Source organism: Paraclostridium dentum, from assembly GCF_048568265.1.
Classification (GTDB): domain Bacteria; phylum Bacillota; class Clostridia; order Peptostreptococcales; family Peptostreptococcaceae; genus Paraclostridium; species Paraclostridium dentum.
In genome coordinates, this window is sequence record NZ_CP183813.1 from 3,181,975 (window position 1) to 3,208,966 (window position 26,992).

A 26,992-nucleotide genomic window follows, 5' to 3' on the forward strand; every position below is an offset into this window, starting at 1 on the left:
TCATATGAGAATAATATTACTTGGACCTCCTGGTGCGGGTAAGGGTACTCAAGCAGCAGGGATAGTAGAAAAATACAATATACCTCATATATCAACTGGAGATATATTCAGAAAGAATATAAAAGAAGGTACAGAACTTGGTAAAAAAGCTAAAGGATATATAGATCAAGGTCTTTTAGTTCCAGATGAATTAACAGTAGGTTTAGTTACTGATAGAATAGCTCAATCTGATTGTGAAAAAGGATTCATGTTAGATGGATTCCCAAGAAATGTAGCTCAAGCTCAACATTTAGATGAATATCTAAAAGAAGTTGGTATATCTTTAGACAAAGTTGTTAACATTGAAGTTGATAAAGATATATTAGTAGGTAGAGCAGTAGGTAGAAGAATCTGCAAATCTTGCGGAGCTACTTACCATGTTGAGTTTAATCCTCCAAAAGTAGATGGCGTATGCGATGTATGTGGAGGAGAACTTTACCAAAGAGCTGATGATAATGAAGAAACTGTATCAAAAAGAATACAAGTTTACTTAGATGAAACTAAGCCTTTAGTTAACTATTATTCTGAAGAAGGTATAATAGCTAATATAAATGGTCAACAATCTATAGATAATGTATTTGGAGATATAGTTGAGGCTCTAGGAAGTGAAAAATAATGATTATTTTAAAATCTAAGCAAGAGATTGAACTTATGAGAGAATCAGGTAAAATCGTTGCTGAAACACATGAGATTTTAAGAGATGCTATTAAACCGGGAATATCTACTTTAAAGTTAGATGAAATAGCTGAAAATCATATTAGAAAATATAATGCTATCCCATCTTTTAAAGGTTATAACGGATTTAAAGGATCTATATGCGCTTCTATTAATGAAGAAGTTGTACATGGAATACCTGGATCTAAAACTTTAAAAGACGGAGATATTATAAGTATCGATATCGGTGCTTATTTTAAAGGATATCATGCAGATTCAGCAAAAACACATGCGGTAGGCATAATATCTGAAGAGGATAGGAAATTAATAGAAGTAACAAAAGAAAGCTTCTATGAAGGATTAAAGTTTGCTAAACTAGGATGTAGACTTTCTGACATTTCGCACGCAGTACAAACACATGTAGAAAATAACAATTTTTCTGTAGTTAGAGACCTTGTAGGACATGGAGTTGGTAAACAACTACATGAAGATCCTCAAATACCTAATTATGGACGTCCAGGTAAGGGCCCTAAACTTAAAGAGGGTATGGTTCTTGCAATAGAGCCTATGGTTAACTATGGTACACACTATGTTAAAATGTTAGGTGATGGTTGGACGATTGTTACAAATGACTCTAAAAGGTCAGCTCATTATGAGCATACGATAGCTATTACTGAAGATGAACCTTTGATATTAACAAAGTTATAGTCAGAAATGTAGGTGGAAATTATGCTATCAAATAACATAAGTGTAGGGCAAGTTGTTAAAAATACATCTGGAAGAGATGCTGGTAGATTGTTTTTCGTAGTAAAAATAATTGATGATAAGTATGTTCTTATCTCGGATGGTAAAAAAAGAAAACTTGAAAATCCTAAACTAAAAAAAGTTAAGCACTTGCAAAAGTATGATATTATTAATTGTATGGTTAAAAATAAGATAGAGTCAGATGAATCTATCACAAATACTTTTTTAAGAGCTGAACTTGGAAAGTTAAACAATGTTTAGCTTATTGAATGGAGGTTTGGTTAGTTAATGGCCAAAAAAGATGTTATAGAATTTGAGGGTACAGTTACAGAAAACTTACCTAATGCTATGTTTAAAGTCAAGCTAGAAAATGGACATGAAGTTTTATGTCATCTTTCTGGGAAGCTAAGAATGAACTTTATAAGGATTCTTGAAGGAGATAAAGTTAATGTTGAGCTTTCTCCATATGACCTTACAAGAGGAAGAATTACTTGGCGTAAGAAGTAGACTATCGATGCTAGTCTATAAGGAGGGATTAATAATGAAAGTAAGACCATCAGTAAAACCAATGTGTGAAAAATGTAAAGTAATAAAGAGAAAAGGTAGAGTAATGGTTATATGTGAAAATCCTAAGCACAAGCAAAAGCAAGGTTAATAAATTGTGCTAGCATTTTGTTAAATATTATAGTATAATATCATATTGTGATAATTAACAAACTTTTTTTGGATTTTATATAAACATGAACCGGAATTAACTTATTATTTAAGAAAATTTAATCATGAAAAAAGTTAAAAAAGTTAAGTTGTAGGAGGTGCAAAGTATGGCAAGAATAGCTGGGGTAGATTTACCTAGAGAAAAAAGAGCAGAAATAGGCTTAACATATATCTACGGTATAGGTAAGGCAACTGCTAACGAAATATTAGCTAAAGCTGACATAGATCCTAACGTAAGAATCAAAGATTTATCTGAAGATCAAGTAAATGACTTAAGAAAGATAATAGACAATGATTTCTTAGTTGAGGGAGATTTAAGAAGAGAAATAGCTTTAAACATAAAGAGATTAAGAGATATAAAATGTTACAGAGGTATGAGACATGCTAAAGGTCTTCCTCTAAGAGGTCAAAAGACTAAGACTAACGCTAGAACTAGAAAAGGTCCTAGAAAGACTGTATCTCGTAAGAAGAAGAAGTAATAGTTAGAAGAGGAGGGAAGAATAATGGCTAAACCAAAAAAGAAAGTTACACGTGTTAGAAGAAGAGAGCGTAAAAACATAGAACGTGGACATGCTCATATACAATCAACTTTTAACAATACTATAATAACTTTAACAGACGTTCATGGTAACGCATTATCTTGGGCAAGTTCTGGACAATTAGGATTCAAAGGATCAAGAAAAGCAACTCCATTTGCATCTCAAATGGCTGCTGAAACAGCTGCTAAAGCTGCAATGGAACACGGATTAAAGACTGTAGAAGTATTCGTAAAAGGACCAGGTTCTGGTAGAGAAGCTGCTATAAGAGCTTTACAAGCAACTGGATTAGAAGTAACTATGATAAAAGACGTTACTCCAATACCACACAACGGATGTAGACCACCAAAAAGAAGAAGAGTGTAATATAGGAGGTGTAATTAATGGCAAGATATACAGGTGCATCATGTAGACAATGTCGTAGAGAAGGAATGAAGTTATTCCTTAAAGGTGACAGATGTTATACTGACAAATGTGCTATAGTTAAAAGAAACTATGCTCCAGGACAACATGGACAAGGAAGAAAGAAAGTTTCTAACTATGGATTACAATTAAGAGAAAAACAAAAAGTTAAGAGAATATACGGAGTTTTAGAAACTCAATTCAGAAATTTATATGAGCGTGCTGAGAAAACACCTGGAATAACAGGGGAAAACTTATTAAGCTTATTAGAAAGAAGATTAGACAACGTAGTTTACAGAATGGGATTAGCATCTTCTAGAAAAGAAGCTAGACAATTAGTAAGACACGGTCACTTCACTTTAAACGGACATAAGGTAGATATACCTTCTTTAACAGTTTCTAATGGAGATGTTATAGCTGTTAAAGAAACATCTAAATCTTCTGCAAAATTCAAAGGATTAGTTGAAAATAGCTCAAGAATAGCTCCTAAATGGTTAGATGCTAGCTTAGAGAACATGACAGCTTCTGTTGTTGCTAATCCAGGAAGAGAAGATATAGATCTTGAAATAGCTGAACACTTAATAATAGAGCTTTACTCTAAGTAATAAGTATAGTTATAAAAAATATTTTAAGATTTTGTTTACCCTCAGTGGATTAATAAATTTTAAGGAGGGTTTTGTCCATGATAGAAATAGAAAAACCAAGAGTAGATATAATTGAAATTAGCGAAGACCATAGATATGGTAAATTCGTTATAGAGCCTCTAGAAAGAGGATATGGAATAACTATAGGTAATGCACTAAGAAGAATATTATTATCTTCTTTACCAGGAGTAGCTGTTAACTCTATAAGAATAGATGGAGTTCTTCATGAATTCACAACAGTGTCTGGTGTTAAAGAAGATGTTACAGAAATAATATTAGCATTAAAAGAATTATCAGCTACTATAGATGGTGAAGGAAGTAGAACACTTAAAATAGAAGCACAAGGACCATGCACAGTAACAGGTGCTGACATAATATGTCCTCCAGATGTTGAAATAATAAGTAAAGATTTACATATAGCTACGCTAGATGATAATTCTAAACTTAACATGGAAATATCTGTTAACAAAGGAAGAGGTTATGTATCTTCTGAAGACAATAAAACAGAGCATATGCCTATAGGAGTTCTTCCTGTAGACTCAATATATACTCCTGTTGAAAAAGTTAGCTACCATGTAGAAAATACTAGAGTTGGTCAAAAATCAGATTACGATAAATTAATACTTGAAGTTTGGACTAATGGAAGTATAAATCCTCAAGAAGGAATATCACTTGCAGCTAAGGTTCTAGTTGAACATCTAAATCTATTCATTGATTTAACAGAGCATGTAAGCAATGTTGAAATAATGGTAGAAAAAGAAGAAGATCAAAAAGAAAAAGTTCTAGAGATGACTATCGAAGAACTTGACTTATCAGTTAGATCTTACAACTGTTTAAAGAGAGCGGGAATAAATACAGTTGAAGAATTAGCTAATAGATCTGAAGAAGACATGATGAAAGTTAGAAACTTAGGTAAAAAATCATTAGAAGAAGTTATCCAAAAGTTAGAAGAACTTGGATTAAATCTTAAACCAAGCGAAGAGTAAGTGCAAAGGAGGGATAAGCATGGCTAAGTACCGTAAATTAGGACGTGTAACTGCTCATAGAAATCTTATGTTAAGAAACTTAGTAACAGACTTACTAAGAAATGGAAAAATAGAAACTACAGTTACTAGAGCAAAAGAAACTCGTAGAATGGCAGAAAAGATGATAACTCTTGCTAAGAGAGGGGATCTTCATGCTAGAAGACAAGTTTTAGCTTATGTTTTAGATGAGACAGTAGTTAACAACTTATTCACTGATATAGCTCCGAAATATGCAGAGAGAAACGGTGGATACACTAGAATAATAAAAATAGGACCAAGAAGAGGCGACGCTGCTGAAATGGCTCTAATAGAATTAGTATAGTATATAAAGGATTAGGCTTAGCCTAGTCCTTTTTTTATATTCAAGAAAAAAATTAATATATTAAAATGATGATAAACTATAAAATAAGATTTATATATTTAAATGAAAAAATTTAATTACATAATAAAAACACTGAACTTACAAAGTGAACTATATGTTTAGTTGCTAATGTGAATAATTTTTTTGTTTTATAAATAACTTTTGAAATTTAATGAAGGATAAAATGAAATATAAAGTTAGACACTTGTATTTTAGGTGGATTTTTATATTAATTTAGAATTTAAATTGTGTTATAATACAATAGAAATTGTAAATTAAGAGCACTACTAACAAAAGGAGAAAAGTTTATGAAAGTTAATGATATAGTAAGTGTTGAAGATATTTCATTTGAATATGTAACAGAAGAGGATAAGTTTAAAGCTATAGATAACTTGAGTTTAAATGTAAAACAAGGAGAGTTTGTTGTAGTTATAGGTCATAATGGATCTGGAAAATCAACTCTTTCTAAAAACTTAAATGCAATTCTTATGCCAACGACTGGAAATATTTATATAAATGGATTAAATACAAAAGAAGAAAAAAATTTATGGGATATTAGGCAAACTGCAGGTATGGTATTTCAAAACCCAGATAATCAAATAGTAGCCACTATAGTAGAAGAAGATGTTGCATTTGGACCTGAAAATTTAGGTATAGATCCCCCAGAAATAAGAAAAAGGGTAGAAGAGTCTCTTAAAAGCGTAGGAATGTATGATATGAGAGATAGACAACCTCATTTATTATCAGGAGGGCAGAAACAAAGGGTAGCAATAGCGGGTATAATAGCTATGAAACCTAAATGCATAATATTTGATGAGGCTACAGCTATGTTAGACCCATCTGGAAGAAAAGAAGTAATGAAAACAATTAAAAGATTAAATAAAGAAGAGAATATAAGTATAATGCATATAACTCACTTTATGGAAGAAGCGGTTGATGCAGATAGAGTTATTGTTATGGAAAAAGGGAAAAAAGTATTGGAAGGTACTCCTAAAGAAGTTTTTTCCAAAGTTGAAATGTTAAAAAGTATAGGGTTAGATGTACCGTGTATGACTGAATTAAGTAAAGAACTTAAAGAAAAAGGATTAGATATAGATGGAGATATATTAACTGTAGATGAGATGGTGGTGAAACTATGTCAATTGTAATAAAAAATTTAACTCATATATATAATGAAGGGTTACCATTTGAAAGTAGAGCCTTAGATGATATAACATTAGAGATTAAATCAGGTGATTTTGTTGGATTAATAGGGCATACTGGTTCTGGAAAATCTACTTTAATTCAACATCTAAATGGAATTCTTAAACCTTCATCAGGAAAAATTTTAATAAATGAATTTGATATAACCGATAAAAATTTAAATTTAACAGATATAAGAAAAAAAGTAGGTGTTGTATTCCAATATCCTGAGTATCAGCTATTTGAAGAAACTGTCGAAAAGGATATAGCTTTTGGACCTTCAAATTTAGGTTTAGGAGAAGAAGAGATAAGCAATAGGATTAAAGCATCTATGGAAGCTGTCGGACTTGATTATGAAGCGTTTAAAGATAAATCACCTTTTGAGTTATCAGGAGGTCAAAAAAGAAGGGTAGCAATAGCTGGAGTTATAGCTATGAATCCAGAAGTGTTAATATTAGATGAACCAACAGCAGGATTAGACCCAAAAGGTAGAGATGAAATTTTCAAATTAATAAAAGACTTACATGAAGAAAAAAATATGACTATAATATTATCTTCTCATAGCATGGATGATATGGCTAAGTTAGTAAAAACTATAATAGTTATGAATTCAGGTAAAGTTGAGTTTATGGGACCTACAAGAGAAGTGTTTAATAATCACTCTAGTAGACTTAAAGAGATTGGCTTAGATATACCTCAAGTATTGGAATTATCTATAAAATTAAAAGAACATGGGTTTGAGATAAAAGAAGATGCAATTACTATAGAAGAAATTAAAAACGAAATAATAAGAGTTATGAGAGGTAAGGGAAAATGTTAAAAGATATAACGATAGGCCAATATTATCCTACAAACTCGAGTATTCATAAATTAGATGCTAGAGTTAAGCTTATAGCAACGTTTATATTTATGATATCTTTGTTTATAATAAATAAATTTTGGCCATATTTAATAGTGGTAGGAAGCTTAATTGCAGTAATAGGTTTATCTAAAATACCAGGAAAGTTCATTATGAAAGGATTAAAACCTTTAAAATGGATTATAATATTTACATTTGTAATTAATATATTTTTTATACCTGGAGACCCTATATGGTCATTTGGATTTGTAAAGATAACATACCAAGGTGTTAGTCAAGCTATATTTATGGCTTTAAGACTTATATTCTTAGTTGTAGGGACATCTCTTTTAACACTTACTACATCACCTATAGAACTTACAGATGGTATAGAGAGACTATTGAATCCTTTAAAAAAAATAGGATTTCCAGTTCATGAGTTAGCTATGATGATGACTATAGCTCTAAGATTTATACCTACTTTATTAGATGAGACAGATAAAATAATGAAAGCTCAAATGTCTAGAGGAGCAGATTTTGAAAGTAAAAATATCATAAATAGAGCTAAGAACCTAGTTCCACTATTAATACCTTTATTTATTAGTGCTTTTAGAAGAGCTGATGAGCTAGCTATGGCTATGGAAGCTAGATGTTATAGAGGCGGAGATAATAGAACTAAGATGAAAGAGTGTATAATGACTAAAGCAGATTATATAGCATATGTTGTACAAGTTTTATACTTAGGAATTATAGTGTTCATAAGATTTGTTTAAAGAGGTATAATATGAGAAATATAAAATTAATTATCCAATATAATGGTAAAAGATTTTGTGGATGGCAAAAGCAAAATGATTCATTGGGTATTCAAGGTAATATTGAACAATCAATAAAAGATATAACTAATGAGAGTGTAAAAATAACTGGATCTGGAAGAACAGATGCAGGGGTTCATGCGTTGGGACAAGTTGCAAATTTTAATACGGAGTGTAATATTCCTATTGAAAAAATACCTAATGCATTAAATTCTAAGTTGCCGAAAGATATAGTTATAATAAATGCAGAAGAAGTGAATTTAGATTTTCACTCTAGATATTCAGCTAAAGGAAAAAGATATAGATATATTATATATAACAACCGATATAGAAGCCCTATATATAGTGATATTTCTTATTTTGTAAAATATGATTTAGACTTTAAAAAGATGAAAAAAGAAGCTGAATCATTAAAAGGAACACATGATTTTAAGGGATTTATGAGCTCGGGATCAAGTGTTAAAGATACAGTTAGAACTATTTATGATATAGATATTTCAAAGTGTGAAGACTTGATAGTTATAGAAATTGAAGGTAATGGATTTTTATATAATATGGTTAGGATTATAGTTGGAACGTTAGTTGATATAGGAAGAGGAAAAATAGATAATAGCATGTCGAGCATAATAGAATCAAAGTTGAGATCGATGGCAGGACATACGGCTCCAGCACACGGATTATTTCTCAAAAAAGTTGATTATTAGCTTGACACACTAGGGTGCATGTATTAAAATATACAAGAGTGTGTTAATAAGTCCACTTGCCCCGGACTTGACATAGACGGTAAAATATCATATGGAAATAAGATAAGGAGGGACTTGTAATGAAAAGTTATATAGCTAAACCAGCTGACGTACAAAGAAAATGGTACGTAGTTGATGCTGAAGGAAAAACATTAGGTCGTATGGCTACTGAAATAGCTACAATATTAAGAGGAAAGCATAAACCAACTTTCACTCCTCACGTTGATGGTGGAGATTTCGTTGTTGTTGTAAATGCTGATAAAGTAGTTTTAACAGGAAAGAAATTAGATCAAAAGATGTACAGATACCACACTGGATATGTAGGTGGATTAAAAGAAACAACATATAGAGTAATGATGGAAAAGAAACCTGAAGAGGTTGTTATGCATGCTGTTAGTGGTATGTTATGTAAGAACAAATTAAGAAGCAGAATGATGACTAGATTAAGAGTATTTGCTGGACCAAACCACGGACACGAAGCTCAAAATCCAGAAGTTTTAAACTTTAAATAATCATAACGGGTGAAAGGAGGAGTTAATCATGGCTAACGTTCAATACTATGGAACAGGAAGAAGAAAACACTCTGTAGCAAGAGTAAGATTAGTTGCAGGTGAAGGAAATATAATAGTAAATGGAAGAAAAGTTGAAGAGTTCTTCAACTATGAAACTTTAATAAGAGATGTTAAACAACCATTAGTTTTAACAGGAACTGAAAACAAATACGATGTTATAGTAAAAGTTGAAGGTGGAGGATTCACTGGACAAGCTGGAGCTATAAGACATGGTATATCTAGAGCTTTATTAACAGTAGATGCTGAGTTAAGACCAGCTTTAAAGAAAGAAGGTTTCTTAACTAGAGATGCTAGAATGAAGGAAAGAAAGAAATACGGATTAAAGGCAGCAAGAAGAGCTCCACAATTCTCAAAGAGATAATTATATATGTTTACTCAAAGACTTTGGAATATTCCAAAGTCTTTTTTTATATAATATATGGGGTGATATTATATGAAATATATTAAGCATGTAAGTTTGATTGGAGCTCTTTTATGTTTTTTGGCTATATTTATATTTGAAGTCAAAAAGAATTCACAAGATGTATTGACGTATATGCCTGTAACTAATAAGGTTATTCTTTTAGATGCGGGACATGGAGGTATAGATCCAGGGGCTTTGAGTGATGATGAGTCTGTTGAAGAAAAAGATATAAACTTACAAATAACGTTGAAGCTAAGAGAGTTATTAGAATCAAGTGGATGTTTAGTATTATTAACTAGAGAAGATGATGTTAGTTTGTACGAAGAGAGCCCAGATAAGACAACTAGACAGAAATACAATGAAAACCTAAAAAATAGGAAGAAAATGATTGAAGAATCAGGAGTAGATGCTTTTGTATCTGTTCATCTAAATAAGTTTGAACAGAGTAAGTATTATGGAGCTCAAACTTTTTATCCTCAAGGACAAGATGATAGCAAATTATTATCAAAATTTATTCAAGATGAATTAAAGAGAGTTGTAGATGAAACAAATCAAAGAGAGGTTAAACCAAGTAATGATATTTATTTATTGAAGGATAATAAAATACCTTCAGTGTTGATAGAGTGTGGTTTTTTATCTAATGAGAAAGAATCTAAACTATTGAATGACGAAAAATATCAAGAAAAAGTAGCTTGGGCTATATATGCAGGTATTCAAAAATATTTTGGAACAAATGTACATAATTAAATTGAAATATATAAAAAATAACTTATATTTTTAAATATATAAGTTATTTTTTTATGTCCTTTTATGTCTATAAATGTAAAATTAAATATAAAAAAGAACAAGTTGAATAGTAGGAATTCCAATAGATTCAACTTTGCAATGAAAATATTTTTTAATTAAGAATAAAAAAATATAAAAAAACTATTGACCTTATTAAATTAAGGTGGTATAGTATTACTTGTCCTTAAGAAAAGGGCAAAACAAATTAAGAACTTTGAAAATTAAACAGTAGGTTAATTATAAAAATTCTTTTTTAAAGAATTAAACACAAACAACCAAGCCAGATATTCAGATAATGATTAGCTGAGCGATGGACAACTTTTTAAATTATATTTGAGAGTTTGATCCTGGCTCAGGATGAACGCTGGCGGCGTGCCTAACACATGCAAGTCGAGCGATCTCTTCGGAGAGAGCGGCGGACGGGTGAGTAACGCGTGGGTAACCTGCCCTGTACACACGGATAACATACCGAAAGGTATACTAATACGGGATAATATATGAAAGTCGCATGGCTTTTGTATCAAAGCTCCGGCGGTACAGGATGGACCCGCGTCTGATTAGCTAGTTGGTAAGGTAATGGCTTACCAAGGCAACGATCAGTAGCCGACCTGAGAGGGTGATCGGCCACACTGGAACTGAGACACGGTCCAGACTCCTACGGGAGGCAGCAGTGGGGAATATTGCACAATGGGCGAAAGCCTGATGCAGCAACGCCGCGTGAGCGATGAAGGCCTTCGGGTCGTAAAGCTCTGTCCTCAAGGAAGATAATGACGGTACTTGAGGAGGAAGCCCCGGCTAACTACGTGCCAGCAGCCGCGGTAATACGTAGGGGGCTAGCGTTATCCGGAATTACTGGGCGTAAAGGGTGCGTAGGTGGTTTTTTAAGTCAGAAGTGAAAGGCTACGGCTCAACCGTAGTAAGCTTTTGAAACTAGAGAACTTGAGTGCAGGAGAGGAGAGTAGAATTCCTAGTGTAGCGGTGAAATGCGTAGATATTAGGAGGAATACCAGTAGCGAAGGCGGCTCTCTGGACTGTAACTGACACTGAGGCACGAAAGCGTGGGGAGCAAACAGGATTAGATACCCTGGTAGTCCACGCCGTAAACGATGAGTACTAGGTGTCGGGGGTTACCCCCCTCGGTGCCGCAGCTAACGCATTAAGTACTCCGCCTGGGAAGTACGCTCGCAAGAGTGAAACTCAAAGGAATTGACGGGGACCCGCACAAGTAGCGGAGCATGTGGTTTAATTCGAAGCAACGCGAAGAACCTTACCTAAGCTTGACATCCCACTGACCTCTCCCTAATCGGAGATTTCCCTTCGGGGACAGTGGTGACAGGTGGTGCATGGTTGTCGTCAGCTCGTGTCGTGAGATGTTGGGTTAAGTCCCGCAACGAGCGCAACCCTTGCCTTTAGTTGCCAGCATTAAGTTGGGCACTCTAGAGGGACTGCCGAGGATAACTCGGAGGAAGGTGGGGATGACGTCAAATCATCATGCCCCTTATGCTTAGGGCTACACACGTGCTACAATGGGTGGTACAGAGGGTTGCCAAGCCGCGAGGTGGAGCTAATCCCTTAAAGCCATTCTCAGTTCGGATTGTAGGCTGAAACTCGCCTACATGAAGCTGGAGTTACTAGTAATCGCAGATCAGAATGCTGCGGTGAATGCGTTCCCGGGTCTTGTACACACCGCCCGTCACACCATGGAAGTTGGGGGCGCCCGAAGCCGGTTAGCTAACCTTTTAGGAAGCGGCCGTCGAAGGTGAAACCAATGACTGGGGTGAAGTCGTAACAAGGTAGCCGTATCGGAAGGTGCGGCTGGATCACCTCCTTTCTAAGGAGTAATTACCTACTGTTTAATTTTGAGAGTTCTTAAATGAACTTCATATTGTGGGGGTGTAGCTCAGCTGGGAGAGCACTTGCCTTGCACGCAAGGGGTCAGGAGTTCGATCCTCCTCATCTCCACCATATTAGTACTTTGAAAACTGCATAACATTTAGTGATGATTAAATAAACCAATTATAAGAGAAGAAAACTCTTTAAAAAATAACACTTTTAATAACTGGTCAAGTTATTAAGGGCGCAGGGCGGATGCCTTGGCACTAAGAGCCGATGAAGGACGCGATAAGCTGCGATAAGCTTCGGGGAGTTGCACGTAAACTTTGATCCGAAGATTTCCGAATGAGGAAACTCACTTAGAGTAATGTCTAAGTATCATTAAGTGAATACATAGCTTAGTGAGGGGAACCCGGGGAACTGAAACATCTAAGTACCCGGAGGAAAAGAAAGAAATTCGATTCCGTAAGTAGCGGCGAGCGAACGCGGAATAGCCCAAACCAGTGAAGTTTTCTTCGCTGGGGTTGCGGACACATCATCAACAAAGAGGTATCGTAAACGAAGAGAGTTGGAAAGCTCCGCTATAAAGTGTAATAGCCACGTAGTTGAAACGAGAAGACTTTAGATGTGATCCAGAGTACCACGGGACACGTGAAACCCTGTGGGAAGCAGGAGGGACCATCCTCCAAGGCTAAATACTACTTAGTGACCGATAGCGCATAGTACCGTGAGGGAAAGGTGAAAAGAACCCCGGGAGGGGAGTGAAATAGAACCTGAAACCCTGCGCTTACAAGCTGTGGAAGCACTTTATATGTGTGACCGCGTACTTTTTGTAGAACGGGCCAACGAGTTACGATAGTAAGCTAGGTTAAGTACTTAAGGTATGGAGCCGTAGTGAAAGCGAGTCTTAAATGGGCGTTAAGTTTGCTGTCGTAGACCCGAAACCGAGCGACCTATCCATGAGCAGGATGAAGCGAAAGTAAAATTTCGTGGAGGTCCGAACCCACGAGCGTTGAAAAGCTCGGGGATGACTTGTGGATAGCGGTGAAATTCCAATCGAGCTCGGAGATAGCTGGTTCTCCCCGAAATAGCTTTAGGGCTAGCCTCAAGGTTGAGAAATACGGAGGTAGAGCACTGAATATCCTAGGGGGCATTGCGCTTACCGAAGATTATCAAACTCCGAATGCCGTTATTTTATACTTGGGAGTCAGACTGTGGGTAATAAGATTCATAGTCGAGAGGGCAACAGCCCAGATCGTCAGCTAAGGTCCCTAAATGTAAGTTAAGTGGTAAAGGATGTGGGATTGCATAGACAACCAGGATGTTGGCTTAGAAGCAGCCACTCATTTAAAGAGTGCGTAATAGCTCACTGGTCGAGTGATCCTGCGCCGAAGATTACCGGGGCTAAAACTTACTACCGAAGCTACGATATCATTTATGATAGGTAGGGGAGCTTCCTATGCAGGCTGAAGCATGACCGTAAGGACGTGTGGACAGTATAGGAGTGAGAATGTTGGCATGAGTAGCGAGACGTGGGTGAGAATCCCACGGGCCGTAAACCCAAGGTTTCCAGGGGAAGGTTCGTCCGCCCTGGGTTAGTCGGGACCTAAGCCGAGGCCGAAAGGCGTAGGTGATGGACAACAGGTTGAGATTCCTGTACCACCGATAATCGTTTGAGAGATGGAATGACACAGTAGGATAAGCTAACCACACTGTTGGTTATGTGTGGCTAAGTACTGAGGCAGTCAAGGCAGGCAAATCCGCCATGATAATGCTGGGGTACGATGGGGAGCGAAATTAAGTAGCGAAGTAGCTGATTTCACACTGTCGAGAAAAGTTTCTATCGAGATTAAAGGTGCCCGTACCGCAAACCGACACAGGTGGGTGAGGAGAGTATCCTAAGGCCAGCGAGAGAACTGTTGTTAAGGAACTCGGCAAAATGACCCCGTAACTTAGGGAGAAGGGGTGCCACGTTAGGGTTAACGCCCGAGGTGGCCGCAGAGAATAGGCCCAAGCGACTGTTTACCAAAAACACAGGTTTCTGCTAAGTCGCAAGACGATGTATAGGAGCTGACGCCTGCCCGGTGCTGGAAGGTTAAGGGGATCTGTTAGGATTTATCCGAAGCAGTGAACTTAAGCCCCAGTAAACGGCGGCCGTAACTATAACGGTCCTAAGGTAGCGAAATTCCTTGTCGGGTAAGTTCCGACCCGCACGAAAGGCGTAACGATTTGGGCACTGTCTCAACAACAGACTCGGTGAAATTGTAATCCCGGTGAAGATGCCGGGTACCTGCGACAGGACGGAAAGACCCCATGGAGCTTTACTGTAGCTTGACATTGAATTTTGGTGCTACATGTACAGGATAGGTGGGAGGCTATGAAATCGGGACGCCAGTCTCGGTGGAGCTATCCTTGGGATACCACCCTTGTAGTACTGAGATTCTAACCAGATACCTTGAATCAGGTATTGGGACACTGTCAGGTGGGCAGTTTGACTGGGGCGGTCGCCTCCCAAAGAGTAACGGAGGCGCTCAAAGGTTCTCTCAGCACGGTCGGAAATCGTGCGTAGAGTGTAAAGGCAGAAGAGAGCTTGATTGCAAGACATACAGGTCGAGCAAGGACGAAAGTCGGACTTAGTGATCCGGTGGTTCCGCATGGAAGGGCCATCGCTCAACGGATAAAAGCTACCCTGGGGATAACAGGCTTATCTCCCCCAAGAGTCCACATCGACGGGGAGGTTTGGCACCTCGATGTCGGCTCATCACATCCTGGGGCTGTAGTAGGTCCCAAGGGTTGGGCTGTTCGCCCATTAAAGTGGTACGCGAGCTGGGTTCAGAACGTCGTGAGACAGTTCGGTCCCTATCCGTCGCAGGCGTAGGAAATTTGAGGAGACCTGTCCTTAGTACGAGAGGACCGGGATGGACGTACCTCTGGTGTACCAGTTGTTCTGCCAAGGGCATGGCTGGGTAGCTATGTACGGAATGGATAAGCGCTGAAAGCATCTAAGCGCGAAGCCAACTTCAAGATAAGATTTCCCACCGTAAGGGTAAGATCCCAGGAAGACTACCTGGTTGATAGGTCGGAGGTGTAAGTGCAGCAATGTATGTAGCTTACCGATACTAATAGATCGAGGACTTGACCAAGATTATTTAATCTTACAAATGTTATTCAGTTTTTAGAGTATTAACTCTAAATAAAGATTATGCGGTTATTACAGCAAAGAGGATACACCTGTTCCCATTCCGAACACAGAAGTTAAGCTCTTTAGCGCCGATGGTACTTGGTGGGAAGCTGCCTGGGAGAGTAGGACGTAGCCGCGTAATCTTTTTTATTTTACGTGGATTTAAGTGGTGGTTAGTATTAAGTTACATTTGAAGTCATAAAGCTGAGGAAATGCTTTGAATGACATCTGCATTGTAACTTAATACTAACCACTTTTTGTTGTATAAAAAAATAAAAGGATTGCGCTTATACGAGAGTTGATTAAATGATAGGAGAAGATGCTTTGAATGACCGCTGAGTTGCAAACTAAACCTTAACCACTTTTTGTTGTATAAAATAAAGAAGAATTACGCTTATACGGTATGAGTTAAAGGATAAGAAAAGATGCTTTGAAATGACCTTTGTATTGTAACTTAATGAATATGAAAATTTAATATAATTAAGTTAAAAGTTGAGCATATAATGATGAATAGAGATTATTTTTATATAATATAGATAAATAGTAATTAAGGGGGATGTAGAGATGGAGATAAAATTAATAAAGCCAACTTTAGAATATGCCAAGGATATTATGGATTATAGACAAGAGTTTTTAGAATTAGGGGATGATTTAGCTGGATGTGGGAGCTTAAGAGAATGTTCTACGGCTAAAGATTGGATTGATACAATTAACTTACTTGAAAGTGAGAAAACTTGTCCATCAGATAAGGTAACTTCTAATTTATATATAGCTATAAGATTAACAGATAATAAAATTGTTGGAATCATTGATTTAAGACATCATATTAATCACCCGGTACTAAGTTTATGGGGTGGTCATATAGGTTATTCTGTTCGTCCGAACGAAAGGAAAAAAGGATATGCAACAGAGATGCTTAAACAAAATCTTGTAAATTGTAAATCGTATGGACTTGATAAAGTTCTTATAACTTGCAATCATGACAATATAGGTAGTGAAAAAGTTATAATTGCTAATGGGGGAGTATTTGAGAAAAATGTAGAAGTAGACGGGAATATTATAAAACGTTACTGGATAAAATTATAAAATAGGAGAAATTTAAATGAAAAATCATATTATGACTTTAAATGATGACTGTTTTACATTAATAAAAAATGGAACGAAGACGATAGAGATGAGATTATATGATGAAAAGAGAAAGACAGTATTAAAGGGGGATTATATTACTTTTATTAATAATGGTAATTGTAAAAATCATTTAAAAGTTAAAGTTCTAGAAATATATAAATATAAGAATTTTAATGATATATATGAACAATTTAATAAAATTAAACTTGGATATAGTTATGATGATTTTGAAGCTCCTGATGATATGGAACAATATTATTCTAAGGAAGATATAAAAAGATATGGGGTAGTGGGTATTGAGATAAAAGTTGTTAATGAGTGAACTTATGTTTAAATAAGTGAATTAAATATTTAAAAGTATACATACAAATAAATAAAAACTGTTCATGAAATTGAAGTAAAATTTTCCTGAACAGTTTTTTATTTTAAGTAAAATTAATTTATGTATTTTTATAAAGACTCAGCAAGTTTTATTATTCTTTTTAATCCTTCTGTAAAAGAAGATTCACTACAAGCATAAGAAATTCTTATATAATCATCCATTCCAAATGCTATTCCTGGAACAGCAGCAACTTCATACTCATCTAATAGCTTATTACAAAATTCTATAGAAAAGCTATCTGTATAGTTTAAATTATTTTTCACCATAGATAAATCTATAAATGTATAAAAAGCTCCATCTGGAGTTACATAATTTAATTTGTTGCATTGATTTAATATATCAACCACTTTATTTCTTCTTGAACGATATATATCAACCATTTCATTAATAGAATTAGAACAATCCTTTAAAGCTCCATAAGCTATATATTGGCTAGTTATAGATGGATGAGATACTAAGTGTCCTTGTATTGTCGATATTGCTTTAGCAATTTCTTTGTTGCTTGAGGAATACCCTATTCTTAACCCTGTCATAGCAAATGATTTAGAGAAACCATTTATAGTTATAGTTATATTCTTTATATCATTACTTAATGATGCTATAGATACAAATTTATCTTTATAACATATTCTTTCGTATATTTCATCTGCTAGTATGTATATATTATTCTTAATGCACACATCAGCTATTTCTAATAATTCTTCTTTTGAGTAAACAGCTCCAGTAGGATTTGAAGGATTATTTAAAAATAACATTCTAGTCTTTGGAGTAATACTTTTTTCCAAAATATCTTTAGTTAGTTTAAATTCATTTTTTTTATTTGTTTCTATAAAAACTGGATTTGCATTAACTAGCTTTATCATTTCAGGATAGCTAACCCAATAAGGTTTAGGAACTAGAACATCATCTCCAGGATTTAATATGGCTAATAAAGCATTTGTTATAGCGTTTTTTGCACCACTAGAAACTACTATTTCCTCTGGAGCATAATCACAATCATTTTCTAAATTTAGTTTTTTAGATAATTCATTTCTAAGAATTTTTAATCCAGGAACTAAGTCATAATTAGTTAAGTTTTCGTTTAGTGAGTTTATTCCATGTTGAATTGCTGCATTAGGAACAGTTAAATCTGGTTCTCCTATGCTTAAGTCAATTATACTTTTTCCTGATGCTTTTAAATCTCGAACTTTTGAACTTATACCTATTGTATAAGATGGTGTAATGTTATTTAATCTACTAGATAACATGTTTAATCCTCCTTTTTAAGATAGATAAGTATATTATATATTAATTTATAACAACAAAGATAACTATATAAGATTTATTGATAAATTTGTCAAAAAATGAGTGAAAAAATTATAAAAAAGTCTAAAAATTTGAACATATTAGAAATACTAATGTTCAAAAAATGTAGATAGCAATTTCAATGCTTAGAGGTGATTTGACGATTATGTACAATTTTGGTAAGCTTATTGTAGTAAAGTAATGACTTAAAGATTTTCCCTTTGACTTTGTTAAAGGGGATTTTTTTCATCCAAGCATACTATATATAGTATGCTTAATATTTGCGGATACTATATATTGTGATGAGGGGGAATTTATTGTGATTCAAGCAGTAAAGAAAAGAGATGGAAGAGTTATACCTTTTAACTCAGATAGAATAACGAGAGCTATATTCTTAGCTGCGAGTAAAGTTGCTCAAAGAGAAGGTAGTGTAGCGGATTATAATGTAGCAGAATTATTAACTCAAGATGTAATTAAGCTATTAAATATAAAGTTTGCAACAAATACTCCTGGAGTAGAAGATATACAAGATGCTGTAGTTAAAGTTCTTATAGAAAAAGGACATGCTAAAACTAGTGAAGAATACATAATTTATAGAACTGAAAGAAACAGAATAAGAAACTCTAAATCTAGACTAATGAAGTCTATAGGAGAAATAACTTTTGCTGATGCAGATGATGCAGACATAAAAAGAGAAAATGCAAATATAGATGGAAATACTGCGATGGGAACTATGCTTCAGTATGGAAGTACAGTATCTAAAGAGTTTTGCAAAACTTACATGTTAAAACCTGAACATGCGTTTGCTCATGATAATGGGGATATACACATACATGATATGGATTTTTTAAATATGGGAACATTAACATGCTGCCAAATAGATTTAATAAAGTTATTTAAAGATGGTTTTTCAACGGGACATGGATTCTTAAGAGAGCCGAATGATATTATAAGTTACGCAGCTTTAGCAGCAATAGCTATACAAAGTAATCAAAATGATCAACATGGAGGACAAAGTATACCATTCTTCGATTATGGTCTAGCTGAAGGAGTACATAAGACATTTAAGAAATTATATATAAATAATATGAGTAAAGCTCTAGAGTTATATGAAGGTATAGAAGCTTTAGATGAAATAAGAGATATTGTATCTTATGTAGAGGAAAATACAGATACTAAGGCTAGTATAAGCTTAGATGAGTCATATATAAATTTAGAAAAAAGAGAATTAATAAATAGATTAAATATAAAAAATGATGTAGCAGAAAAATCACAAAAGTTTGCATATAAAGAAGCATATAAAGAAACAGATAGAAACACATATCAAGCTATGGAAGCTTTTATACACAATTTAAATACTATGCATTCAAGAGCAGGAGCTCAAGTTCCTTTTTCAAGTGTGAATTTTGGAACAGATACATCTGAAGAAGGTAGATTAGTTACTAAAAACTTATTATTATCAGTAGAAAAAGGGCTTGGAAATGGAGAAACAGCTATATTCCCTATATTAATATTCAAAGTAAAAGAAGGAATAAACTTAAATCCTGAAGATCCTAACTATGATTTATTTAAGTTAGCATGTAGAGTTTCTGCAAAGAGATTATTCCCTAACTTTAGCTTTATAGATGCTCCTTTTAATGCTAAGTACTATGTTGAAGGAGATCCTGATACAGAAGCTACATATATGGGATGCAGAACTAGGGTAGTTGGTAATGTATGTGGAGATGAAGTTGTAAGTGGAAGAGGTAACTTATCATTTACAACAATAAACCTTCCAAGATTAGGAATAAAACATGGAAGTATAAATGGGCAAAACTTAAATATAGACGAGTTTTACTCAGAGTTAGATGAAAAGATAGATTTAGTAATAGACCAATTACTAGAAAGATTTGAAGTTCAAGGAAATAAAAAGGTTAAAAACTTCCCATTTTTAATGGGTCAAAATGTATGGAAAGGATCTGACGATCTAGGTCCTAATGATACATTAAAAGAAGTTATAAAACAGGGAACACTGACAGTAGGATTTATAGGATTGGCAGAATGTTTGATAGCTCTTATAGGAAAACACCATGGAGAAAGTGAAGAAGCTCAAAGTCTAGGACTAGATATAATTGGTCATATGAGAGATAGAATGGAAGAAGCTAGTGAAAAATATGGATTAAACTTCTCTTTAATAGCTACTCCGGCAGAAGGGCTATCAGGAAGGTTTACTTCTATAGATAGAAATAAATATGGTGAAATAGAAGGAATAACAGATAAAGAATATTATACGAATTCATTCCATGTACCTGTATATTACAAAATAAGTTCTTTTGACAAGATAAAGATAGAAGCTCCTTATCATGAATTAACTAATGCTGGACATATAACTTATATAGAGTTAGATGGAAGTCCTTCAAATAACTTAGAAGCTTTTGAAACTATAATAAGAGCTATGAAAGAATTAGGTATAGGATATGGAAGTATAAATCATCCATTAGATAGAGATCCTGTATGTGGGTACTCAGGTGTTATACCTGGAGATGTTTGCCCTGCTTGTGGTAGAAAAGAATCAGATGGAGAGATTGGATTTGAAAGAATAAGAAGAATAACAGGATATTTAGTAGGAACAGTAGATAGATTTAATAATGCAAAGAAAGCAGAAGTTAGAGATAGAATAAAACATAGTTAATATTTAAATTTAATGTTTTAATGAGGGGGAGTATACATGAAGATAAGATTAGCTTCGCCTATTACTGTAGATAGTATAGTAGATGGGCCTGGGCTTAGGGCTGTTTTATGGACACAAGGATGCATACATAATTGTAAAGGGTGTCATAATTCTCAAACTCATGATTTGGTGAGTGGGTTCGAAGTAGATACAAGCATAATATCTAAAGAGATAGAAAAACTAAAATTGCATAGAGGTGTAACTTTATCTGGAGGAGAGCCATTTTTACAAAGTGAAGCTTTAGCTGAAGTTGCGAAAACATGCAAAGATAATGACTTAGATGTATGGGTATATACAGGATATACATTTGAGGAACTTACAGATAAGAAAAACCCTTCATATTTTAATAATTTAAATTTACTTAGAAATATAGATGTTTTGGTGGATGGAAGATTTATAGAAGCTAAGAGAGATATAAGTCTTAAGTTTAGAGGATCATCAAATCAAAGAATTATAGATGTTAAGAAAACACTAGAGCTTAAGAAAATATGTTTACATGATGAATATATGAAAGAAGATTTAGGAATAGCAAAATAATAAATTAAAAAATAAGCATAAGTTCTTACTTATGCTTATTTTTTTCGCCTTTTTTCTTCAAAAGATTTAAAAATATCGAAAAATGAAAATAAATTAAAATATATACATATTTATGGTGGATAATGTGGATAAGTCTTGCAGACGTAAGTGTATATGTACTTTTAAAACTGTAGATAATGTGGATAAAAATGTTGATAACTTGAGGAACACTTTCTTTATTAAAGTGAAATTAAAATATAATTAAAAAAAATAAAAAAAACTGTTGACTCTGCTTTGATTAGATGGTAAAGTATTACTTGTCCTTAAGAAACGGACGAAACACAAAAGAGAAAATGAACTTTGAAAATTAAACAGTAGGTTAATTATAAAAATTCTTTTTTAAGAATTAAACACAAACAACCAAGCCAGATATTCAGATAATGATTAGCTGAGCGATGGACAACTTTTTAAATTATATTTGAGAGTTTGATCCTGGCTCAGGATGAACGCTGGCGGCGTGCCTAACACATGCAAGTCGAGCGATCTCTTCGGAGAGAGCGGCGGACGGGTGAGTAACGCGTGGGTAACCTGCCCTGTACACACGGATAACATACCGAAAGGTATACTAATACGGGATAACATACGAAAGTCGCATGGCTTTTGTATCAAAGCTCCGGCGGTACAGGATGGACCCGCGTCTGATTAGCTAGTTGGTAAGGTAATGGCTTACCAAGGCAACGATCAGTAGCCGACCTGAGAGGGTGATCGGCCACACTGGAACTGAGACACGGTCCAGACTCCTACGGGAGGCAGCAGTGGGGAATATTGCACAATGGGCGAAAGCCTGATGCAGCAACGCCGCGTGAGCGATGAAGGCCTTCGGGTCGTAAAGCTCTGTCCTCAAGGAAGATAATGACGGTACTTGAGGAGGAAGCCCCGGCTAACTACGTGCCAGCAGCCGCGGTAATACGTAGGGGGCTAGCGTTATCCGGAATTACTGGGCGTAAAGGGTGCGTAGGTGGTTTTTTAAGTCAGAAGTGAAAGGCTACGGCTCAACCGTAGTAAGCTTTTGAAACTAGAGAACTTGAGTGCAGGAGAGGAGAGTAGAATTCCTAGTGTAGCGGTGAAATGCGTAGATATTAGGAGGAATACCAGTAGCGAAGGCGGCTCTCTGGACTGTAACTGACACTGAGGCACGAAAGCGTGGGGAGCAAACAGGATTAGATACCCTGGTAGTCCACGCCGTAAACGATGAGTACTAGGTGTCGGGGGTTACCCCCCTCGGTGCCGCAGCTAACGCATTAAGTACTCCGCCTGGGAAGTACGCTCGCAAGAGTGAAACTCAAAGGAATTGACGGGGACCCGCACAAGTAGCGGAGCATGTGGTTTAATTCGAAGCAACGCGAAGAACCTTACCTAAGCTTGACATCCCACTGACCTCTCCCTAATCGGAGATTTCCCTTCGGGGACGGTGGTGACAGGTGGTGCATGGTTGTCGTCAGCTCGTGTCGTGAGATGTTGGGTTAAGTCCCGCAACGAGCGCAACCCTTGCCTTTAGTTGCCAGCATTAAGTTGGGCACTCTAGAGGGACTGCCGAGGATAACTCGGAGGAAGGTGGGGATGACGTCAAATCATCATGCCCCTTATGCTTAGGGCTACACACGTGCTACAATGGGTGGTACAGAGGGTTGCTAAGCCGCGAGGTGGAGCTAATCCCTTAAAGCCATTCTCAGTTCGGATTGTAGGCTGAAACTCGCCTACATGAAGCTGGAGTTACTAGTAATCGCAGATCAGAATGCTGCGGTGAATGCGTTCCCGGGTCTTGTACACACCGCCCGTCACACCATGGAAGTTGGGGGCGCCCGAAGCCGGTTAGCTAACCTTTTAGGAAGCGGCCGTCGAAGGTGAAACCAATGACTGGGGTGAAGTCGTAACAAGGTAGCCGTATCGGAAGGTGCGGCTGGATCACCTCCTTTCTAAGGAGTAATTGCCTACTGTTTAATTTTGAGAGCTTATTGTTCTCAAAATTAGTACTTTGAAAACTGCATAACATTTAGTGATGATTAAATAAACCAATATAAGAGAAGAAAACTCTTTAAAAAATAACACTTTTAATAACTGGTCAAGTTATTAAGGGCGCAGGGCGGATGCCTTGGCACTAAGAGCCGATGAAGGACGCGATAAGCTGCGATAAGCTTCGGGGAGTTGCACGTAAACTTTGATCCGAAGATTTCCGAATGAGGAAACTCACTTAGAGTAATGTCTAAGTATCATTAAGTGAATACATAGCTTAGTGAGGGGAACCCGGGGAACTGAAACATCTAAGTACCCGGAGGAAAAGAAAGAAATTCGATTCCGTAAGTAGCGGCGAGCGAACGCGGAACAGCCCAAACCAGTGAAGTTTTCTTCGCTGGGGTTGCGGACACATCATCAACAAAGAGGTATCGTAAACGAAGAGAGTTGGAAAGCTCCGCTATAAAGTGTAATAGCCACGTAGTTGAAACGAGAAGACTTTAGATGTGATCCAGAGTACCACGGGACACGTGAAACCCTGTGGGAAGCAGGAGGGACCATCCTCCAAGGCTAAATACTACTTAGTGACCGATAGCGCATAGTACCGTGAGGGAAAGGTGAAAAGAACCCCGGGAGGGGAGTGAAATAGAACCTGAAACCCTGCGCTTACAAGCTGTGGAAGCACTTTATATGTGTGACCGCGTACTTTTTGTAGAACGGGCCAACGAGTTACGATAGTAAGCTAGGTTAAGTACTTAAGGTATGGAGCCGTAGTGAAAGCGAGTCTTAAATGGGCGTTAAGTTTGCTGTCGTAGACCCGAAACCGAGCGACCTATCCATGAGCAGGATGAAGCGAAAGTAAAATTTCGTGGAGGTCCGAACCCACGAGCGTTGAAAAGCTCGGGGATGACTTGTGGATAGCGGTGAAATTCCAATCGAGCTCGGAGATAGCTGGTTCTCCCCGAAATAGCTTTAGGGCTAGCCTCAAGGTTGAGAAATACGGAGGTAGAGCACTGAATATCCTAGGGGGCATTGCGCTTACCGAAGATTATCAAACTCCGAATGCCGTTATTTTATACTTGGGAGTCAGACTGTGGGTAATAAGATTCATAGTCGAGAGGGCAACAGCCCAGATCGTCAGCTAAGGTCCCTAAATGTAAGTTAAGTGGTAAAGGATGTGGGATTGCATAGACAACCAGGATGTTGGCTTAGAAGCAGCCACTCATTTAAAGAGTGCGTAATAGCTCACTGGTCGAGTGATCCTGCGCCGAAGATTACCGGGGCTAAAACTTACTACCGAAGCTACGATATCATTTATGATAGGTAGGGGAGCTTCCTATGCAGGCTGAAGCATGACCGTAAGGACGTGTGGACAGTATAGGAGTGAGAATGTTGGCATGAGTAGCGAGACGTGGGTGAGAATCCCACGGGCCGTAAACCCAAGGTTTCCAGGGGAAGGTTCGTCCGCCCTGGGTTAGTCGGGACCTAAGCCGAGGCCGAAAGGCGTAGGTGATGGACAACAGGTTGAGATTCCTGTACCACCGATAATCGTTTGAGAGATGGAATGACACAGTAGGATAAGCTAACCACACTGTTGGTTATGTGTGGCTAAGTACTGAGGCAGTCAAGGCAGGCAAATCCGCCATGATAATGCTGGGGTACGATGGGGAGCGAAATTAAGTAGCGAAGTAGCTGATTTCACACTGTCGAGAAAAGTTTCTATCGAGATTAAAGGTGCCCGTACCGCAAACCGACACAGGTGGGTGAGGAGAGTATCCTAAGGCCAGCGAGAGAACTGTTGTTAAGGAACTCGGCAAAATGACCCCGTAACTTAGGGAGAAGGGGTGCCACGTTAGGGTTAACGCCCGAGGTGGCCGCAGAGAATAGGCCCAAGCGACTGTTTACCAAAAACACAGGTTTCTGCTAAGTCGCAAGACGATGTATAGGAGCTGACGCCTGCCCGGTGCTGGAAGGTTAAGGGGATCTGTTAGGATTTATCCGAAGCAGTGAACTTAAGCCCCAGTAAACGGCGGCCGTAACTATAACGGTCCTAAGGTAGCGAAATTCCTTGTCGGGTAAGTTCCGACCCGCACGAAAGGCGTAACGATTTGGGCACTGTCTCAACAACAGACTCGGTGAAATTGTAATCCCGGTGAAGATGCCGGGTACCTGCGACAGGACGGAAAGACCCCATGGAGCTTTACTGTAGCTTGACATTGAATTTTGGTGCTACATGTACAGGATAGGTGGGAGGCTATGAAATCGGGACGCCAGTCTCGGTGGAGCTATCCTTGGGATACCACCCTTGTAGTACTGAGATTCTAACCAGATACCTTGAATCAGGTATTGGGACACTGTCAGGTGGGCAGTTTGACTGGGGCGGTCGCCTCCCAAAGAGTAACGGAGGCGCTCAAAGGTTCTCTCAGCACGGTCGGAAATCGTGCGTAGAGTGTAAAGGCAGAAGAGAGCTTGATTGCAAGACATACAGGTCGAGCAAGGACGAAAGTCGGACTTAGTGATCCGGTGGTTCCGCATGGAAGGGCCATCGCTCAACGGATAAAAGCTACCCTGGGGATAACAGGCTTATCTCCCCCAAGAGTCCACATCGACGGGGAGGTTTGGCACCTCGATGTCGGCTCATCACATCCTGGGGCTGTAGTAGGTCCCAAGGGTTGGGCTGTTCGCCCATTAAAGTGGTACGCGAGCTGGGTTCAGAACGTCGTGAGACAGTTCGGTCCCTATCCGTCGCAGGCGTAGGAAATTTGAGGAGACCTGTCCTTAGTACGAGAGGACCGGGATGGACGTACCTCTGGTGTACCAGTTGTTCTGCCAAGGGCATGGCTGGGTAGCTATGTACGGAATGGATAAGCGCTGAAAGCATCTAAGCGCGAAGCCAACTTCAAGATAAGATTTCCCACCGTAAGGGTAAGATCCCAGGAAGACTACCTGGTTGATAGGTCGGAGGTGTAAGTGCAGCAATGTATGTAGCTTACCGATACTAATAGATCGAGGACTTGACCAAGATTATTTAATCTTATAAATGTTATTCAGTTTTTAGAGTATTAAGTAAAATATTATTTCAAAAAAGTGTTGACAAATACTTACTGAAATGGTATTATAATACTTGTTCAAAAATGAACTTACATAATCTAGTTATTACAGCAAAGAGGATACACCTGTTCCCATTCCGAACACAGAAGTTAAGCTCTTTAGCGCCGATGGTACTTGGTGGGAAGCTGCCTGGGAGAGTAGGACATAGCTAGGTGATGTGCCGAAGTGGCGGAACTGGCAGACGCACAGGACTTAAAATCCTGCGGGACTTACCTCTCGTACCGGTTCGATTCCGGTCTTCGGCACCATTATAAAGTGGACCTTTAGCTCAGTTGGTTAGAGCGCCCGGCTCATAACCGGTAGGTCCGGGGTTCGAGTCCCTGAAGGTCCACCACTTTAAGAACTTTGAAAATTAAACAGTAGGTTAATTATATAAATT

22 protein-coding genes, 3 tRNA genes and 6 rRNA genes are annotated in these 26,992 nt (G+C 37.1%); 30 read left to right on the top strand and 1 reads right to left on the bottom strand.

The window, feature by feature from the left end:
• The first annotated feature begins 4 nt into the window (after positions 1 to 4).
• The 23 genes from ACN6I1_RS15230 to ACN6I1_RS15340 all read left to right on the top strand — a co-directional run bounded on the left by ACN6I1_RS15230 (position 5) and on the right by ACN6I1_RS15340 (position 16,919).
• Complete coding sequence (locus tag ACN6I1_RS15230; RefSeq protein ID WP_021428218.1) at positions 5 to 655, top strand: adenylate kinase; 651 nt, start codon at positions 5 to 7, stop codon at positions 653 to 655.
• Positions 655 to 1,401, top strand: a complete 747-nt coding sequence (map, locus tag ACN6I1_RS15235) for a type I methionyl aminopeptidase (protein WP_021431513.1) — start codon at positions 655 to 657, stop codon at positions 1,399 to 1,401. The genes ACN6I1_RS15230 and map overlap by 1 nt, the downstream gene beginning before the upstream one ends.
• Before the next feature lie 21 nt (positions 1,402 to 1,422).
• Complete coding sequence (locus tag ACN6I1_RS15240) at positions 1,423 to 1,698, top strand: KOW domain-containing RNA-binding protein (protein WP_021431514.1); 276 nt, start codon at positions 1,423 to 1,425, stop codon at positions 1,696 to 1,698.
• A gap of 27 nt (positions 1,699 to 1,725) precedes the next feature.
• The gene (gene infA, locus ACN6I1_RS15245; protein WP_021122032.1) at positions 1,726 to 1,944 is read left to right on the top strand and encodes a translation initiation factor IF-1; all 219 of its coding nucleotides are present in this window, start codon (positions 1,726 to 1,728) and stop codon (positions 1,942 to 1,944) included.
• 34 nt (positions 1,945 to 1,978) lie between these two features.
• Positions 1,979 to 2,092, top strand: coding sequence for a 50S ribosomal protein L36 (rpmJ, locus tag ACN6I1_RS15250; protein ID WP_021122033.1), 114 nt, complete (start codon positions 1,979 to 1,981; stop codon positions 2,090 to 2,092).
• Between the two features lie 166 nt (positions 2,093 to 2,258).
• Complete coding sequence (rpsM, locus tag ACN6I1_RS15255; RefSeq protein WP_021122034.1) at positions 2,259 to 2,630, top strand: 30S ribosomal protein S13; 372 nt, start codon at positions 2,259 to 2,261, stop codon at positions 2,628 to 2,630.
• 24 nt (positions 2,631 to 2,654) lie between these two features.
• On the top strand, positions 2,655 to 3,053 hold the full coding sequence (gene rpsK, locus ACN6I1_RS15260; protein WP_021428214.1) for a 30S ribosomal protein S11: 399 nt from the start codon (positions 2,655 to 2,657) through the stop codon (positions 3,051 to 3,053).
• Between the two features lie 17 nt (positions 3,054 to 3,070).
• On the top strand, positions 3,071 to 3,694 hold the full coding sequence (gene rpsD / locus ACN6I1_RS15265) for a 30S ribosomal protein S4 (protein WP_021428209.1): 624 nt from the start codon (positions 3,071 to 3,073) through the stop codon (positions 3,692 to 3,694).
• Between the two features lie 77 nt (positions 3,695 to 3,771).
• Positions 3,772 to 4,719 (top strand): DNA-directed RNA polymerase subunit alpha, encoded by a 948-nt coding sequence (locus tag ACN6I1_RS15270; RefSeq protein ID WP_021428208.1) that lies wholly within the window; start codon positions 3,772 to 3,774, stop codon positions 4,717 to 4,719.
• A gap of 19 nt (positions 4,720 to 4,738) precedes the next feature.
• On the top strand, positions 4,739 to 5,080 hold the full coding sequence (rplQ, locus tag ACN6I1_RS15275; RefSeq protein WP_021122040.1) for a 50S ribosomal protein L17: 342 nt from the start codon (positions 4,739 to 4,741) through the stop codon (positions 5,078 to 5,080).
• A gap of 347 nt (positions 5,081 to 5,427) precedes the next feature.
• On the top strand, positions 5,428 to 6,267 hold the full coding sequence (locus ACN6I1_RS15280; RefSeq protein WP_021431515.1) for an energy-coupling factor transporter ATPase: 840 nt from the start codon (positions 5,428 to 5,430) through the stop codon (positions 6,265 to 6,267).
• Positions 6,255 to 7,121 carry an energy-coupling factor transporter ATPase gene (locus ACN6I1_RS15285; RefSeq protein ID WP_021428217.1) on the top strand — a complete coding sequence of 289 codons (867 nt, stop codon included), beginning with the start codon at positions 6,255 to 6,257 and terminating at the stop codon, positions 7,119 to 7,121. The genes ACN6I1_RS15280 and ACN6I1_RS15285 overlap by 13 nt, the downstream gene beginning before the upstream one ends.
• Entirely contained in the window at positions 7,115 to 7,912 is a 798-nt protein-coding gene (locus ACN6I1_RS15290) for an energy-coupling factor transporter transmembrane component T family protein (protein ID WP_419742331.1), read from the top strand. The genes ACN6I1_RS15285 and ACN6I1_RS15290 overlap by 7 nt, the downstream gene beginning before the upstream one ends.
• A gap of 11 nt (positions 7,913 to 7,923) precedes the next feature.
• Complete coding sequence (gene truA, locus ACN6I1_RS15295; protein WP_148552131.1) at positions 7,924 to 8,655, top strand: tRNA pseudouridine(38-40) synthase TruA; 732 nt, start codon at positions 7,924 to 7,926, stop codon at positions 8,653 to 8,655.
• A gap of 119 nt (positions 8,656 to 8,774) precedes the next feature.
• Complete coding sequence (gene rplM, locus ACN6I1_RS15300; RefSeq protein ID WP_021431516.1) at positions 8,775 to 9,206, top strand: 50S ribosomal protein L13; 432 nt, start codon at positions 8,775 to 8,777, stop codon at positions 9,204 to 9,206.
• 28 nt (positions 9,207 to 9,234) lie between these two features.
• Positions 9,235 to 9,627, top strand: coding sequence for a 30S ribosomal protein S9 (gene rpsI, locus ACN6I1_RS15305; RefSeq protein WP_021431517.1), 393 nt, complete (start codon positions 9,235 to 9,237; stop codon positions 9,625 to 9,627).
• A 72-nt stretch (positions 9,628 to 9,699) separates the two neighbouring features.
• Entirely contained in the window at positions 9,700 to 10,416 is a 717-nt protein-coding gene (gene cwlD / locus ACN6I1_RS15310; RefSeq protein ID WP_021431518.1) for an N-acetylmuramoyl-L-alanine amidase CwlD, read from the top strand.
• 368 nt (positions 10,417 to 10,784) lie between these two features.
• A 16S ribosomal RNA gene (locus tag ACN6I1_RS15315) occupies positions 10,785 to 12,286 on the top strand.
• Between the two features lie 58 nt (positions 12,287 to 12,344).
• A tRNA-Ala gene (locus ACN6I1_RS15320) sits at positions 12,345 to 12,420 on the top strand.
• A 96-nt stretch (positions 12,421 to 12,516) separates the two neighbouring features.
• A 23S ribosomal RNA gene (locus ACN6I1_RS15325) occupies positions 12,517 to 15,431 on the top strand.
• A 60-nt stretch (positions 15,432 to 15,491) separates the two neighbouring features.
• Positions 15,492 to 15,608: ribosomal RNA gene (gene rrf, locus ACN6I1_RS15330) — 5S ribosomal RNA — on the top strand.
• Together the 16S, 23S and 5S rRNA genes with 1 tRNA gene alongside form the textbook arrangement of a ribosomal RNA operon.
• A gap of 425 nt (positions 15,609 to 16,033) precedes the next feature.
• Positions 16,034 to 16,555 carry a GNAT family N-acetyltransferase gene (locus ACN6I1_RS15335; RefSeq protein ID WP_419742332.1) on the top strand — a complete coding sequence of 174 codons (522 nt, stop codon included), beginning with the start codon at positions 16,034 to 16,036 and terminating at the stop codon, positions 16,553 to 16,555.
• A gap of 16 nt (positions 16,556 to 16,571) precedes the next feature.
• Positions 16,572 to 16,919 carry an ASCH domain-containing protein gene (locus ACN6I1_RS15340; RefSeq protein WP_419742333.1) on the top strand — a complete coding sequence of 116 codons (348 nt, stop codon included), beginning with the start codon at positions 16,572 to 16,574 and terminating at the stop codon, positions 16,917 to 16,919.
• Between the two features lie 128 nt (positions 16,920 to 17,047).
• On the opposite strand, the gene ACN6I1_RS15345 is transcribed toward ACN6I1_RS15340, so the two are convergent.
• Positions 17,048 to 18,226 carry a pyridoxal phosphate-dependent aminotransferase gene (locus ACN6I1_RS15345; protein WP_419742334.1) on the bottom strand — a complete coding sequence of 393 codons (1,179 nt, stop codon included), beginning with the start codon at positions 18,224 to 18,226 and terminating at the stop codon, positions 17,048 to 17,050.
• Between the two features lie 356 nt (positions 18,227 to 18,582).
• Here ACN6I1_RS15345 and ACN6I1_RS15350 point away from each other — a divergent pair, with 356 nt between their 5' ends.
• From ACN6I1_RS15350 to ACN6I1_RS15380, 7 genes are all read left to right on the top strand, one after another.
• Positions 18,583 to 20,934 carry an anaerobic ribonucleoside triphosphate reductase gene (locus tag ACN6I1_RS15350; protein WP_419742335.1) on the top strand — a complete coding sequence of 784 codons (2,352 nt, stop codon included), beginning with the start codon at positions 18,583 to 18,585 and terminating at the stop codon, positions 20,932 to 20,934.
• A 36-nt stretch (positions 20,935 to 20,970) separates the two neighbouring features.
• Complete coding sequence (nrdG, locus tag ACN6I1_RS15355; protein ID WP_419742336.1) at positions 20,971 to 21,510, top strand: anaerobic ribonucleoside-triphosphate reductase activating protein; 540 nt, start codon at positions 20,971 to 20,973, stop codon at positions 21,508 to 21,510.
• Positions 21,511 to 21,963: 453 nt separating this feature from the next.
• Positions 21,964 to 23,465: ribosomal RNA gene (locus ACN6I1_RS15360) — 16S ribosomal RNA — on the top strand.
• Between the two features lie 144 nt (positions 23,466 to 23,609).
• Positions 23,610 to 26,524: ribosomal RNA gene (locus ACN6I1_RS15365) — 23S ribosomal RNA — on the top strand.
• A 126-nt stretch (positions 26,525 to 26,650) separates the two neighbouring features.
• Positions 26,651 to 26,767: ribosomal RNA gene (rrf, locus tag ACN6I1_RS15370) — 5S ribosomal RNA — on the top strand.
• Between the two features lie 5 nt (positions 26,768 to 26,772).
• Positions 26,773 to 26,861: transfer RNA gene (locus ACN6I1_RS15375), tRNA-Leu, on the top strand.
• 9 nt (positions 26,862 to 26,870) lie between these two features.
• Positions 26,871 to 26,947 (top strand) — tRNA-Ile (locus ACN6I1_RS15380).
• Positions 26,948 to 26,992 lie beyond the last annotated feature (45 nt).

Excerpts from the sequence above, each read along its gene's own strand:
- rpsM (WP_021122034.1), top strand. The coding sequence starts at position 2,259 with ATGGCAAGAATAGCTGGGGTAGATTTACCTAGAGAAAAAAGAGCAGAA.
- rpmJ (WP_021122033.1), top strand. The coding sequence starts at position 1,979 with ATGAAAGTAAGACCATCAGTAAAACCAATGTGTGAAAAATGTAAAGTA.
- ACN6I1_RS15230 (WP_021428218.1), top strand. The coding sequence starts at position 5 with ATGAGAATAATATTACTTGGACCTCCTGGTGCGGGTAAGGGTACTCAA.
- ACN6I1_RS15240 (WP_021431514.1), top strand. The coding sequence starts at position 1,423 with ATGCTATCAAATAACATAAGTGTAGGGCAAGTTGTTAAAAATACATCT.
- rplM (WP_021431516.1), top strand. The coding sequence starts at position 8,775 with ATGAAAAGTTATATAGCTAAACCAGCTGACGTACAAAGAAAATGGTAC.
- rpsK (WP_021428214.1), top strand. The coding sequence starts at position 2,655 with ATGGCTAAACCAAAAAAGAAAGTTACACGTGTTAGAAGAAGAGAGCGT.
- cwlD (WP_021431518.1), top strand. The coding sequence starts at position 9,700 with ATGAAATATATTAAGCATGTAAGTTTGATTGGAGCTCTTTTATGTTTT.
- ACN6I1_RS15340 (WP_419742333.1), top strand. The coding sequence starts at position 16,572 with ATGAAAAATCATATTATGACTTTAAATGATGACTGTTTTACATTAATA.
- ACN6I1_RS15335 (WP_419742332.1), top strand. The coding sequence starts at position 16,034 with ATGGAGATAAAATTAATAAAGCCAACTTTAGAATATGCCAAGGATATT.
- ACN6I1_RS15280 (WP_021431515.1), top strand. The coding sequence starts at position 5,428 with ATGAAAGTTAATGATATAGTAAGTGTTGAAGATATTTCATTTGAATAT.
- ACN6I1_RS15290 (WP_419742331.1), top strand. The coding sequence starts at position 7,115 with ATGTTAAAAGATATAACGATAGGCCAATATTATCCTACAAACTCGAGT.
- nrdG (WP_419742336.1), top strand. The coding sequence starts at position 20,971 with ATGAAGATAAGATTAGCTTCGCCTATTACTGTAGATAGTATAGTAGAT.
- infA (WP_021122032.1), top strand. The coding sequence starts at position 1,726 with ATGGCCAAAAAAGATGTTATAGAATTTGAGGGTACAGTTACAGAAAAC.
- ACN6I1_RS15270 (WP_021428208.1), top strand. The coding sequence starts at position 3,772 with ATGATAGAAATAGAAAAACCAAGAGTAGATATAATTGAAATTAGCGAA.
- rpsI (WP_021431517.1), top strand. The coding sequence starts at position 9,235 with ATGGCTAACGTTCAATACTATGGAACAGGAAGAAGAAAACACTCTGTA.
- truA (WP_148552131.1), top strand. The coding sequence starts at position 7,924 with ATGAGAAATATAAAATTAATTATCCAATATAATGGTAAAAGATTTTGT.
- ACN6I1_RS15285 (WP_021428217.1), top strand. The coding sequence starts at position 6,255 with ATGTCAATTGTAATAAAAAATTTAACTCATATATATAATGAAGGGTTA.
- rplQ (WP_021122040.1), top strand. The coding sequence starts at position 4,739 with ATGGCTAAGTACCGTAAATTAGGACGTGTAACTGCTCATAGAAATCTT.
- rpsD (WP_021428209.1), top strand. The coding sequence starts at position 3,071 with ATGGCAAGATATACAGGTGCATCATGTAGACAATGTCGTAGAGAAGGA.
- ACN6I1_RS15345 (WP_419742334.1), bottom strand. The coding sequence starts at position 18,226 with ATGTTATCTAGTAGATTAAATAACATTACACCATCTTATACAATAGGT.
- map (WP_021431513.1), top strand. The coding sequence starts at position 655 with ATGATTATTTTAAAATCTAAGCAAGAGATTGAACTTATGAGAGAATCA.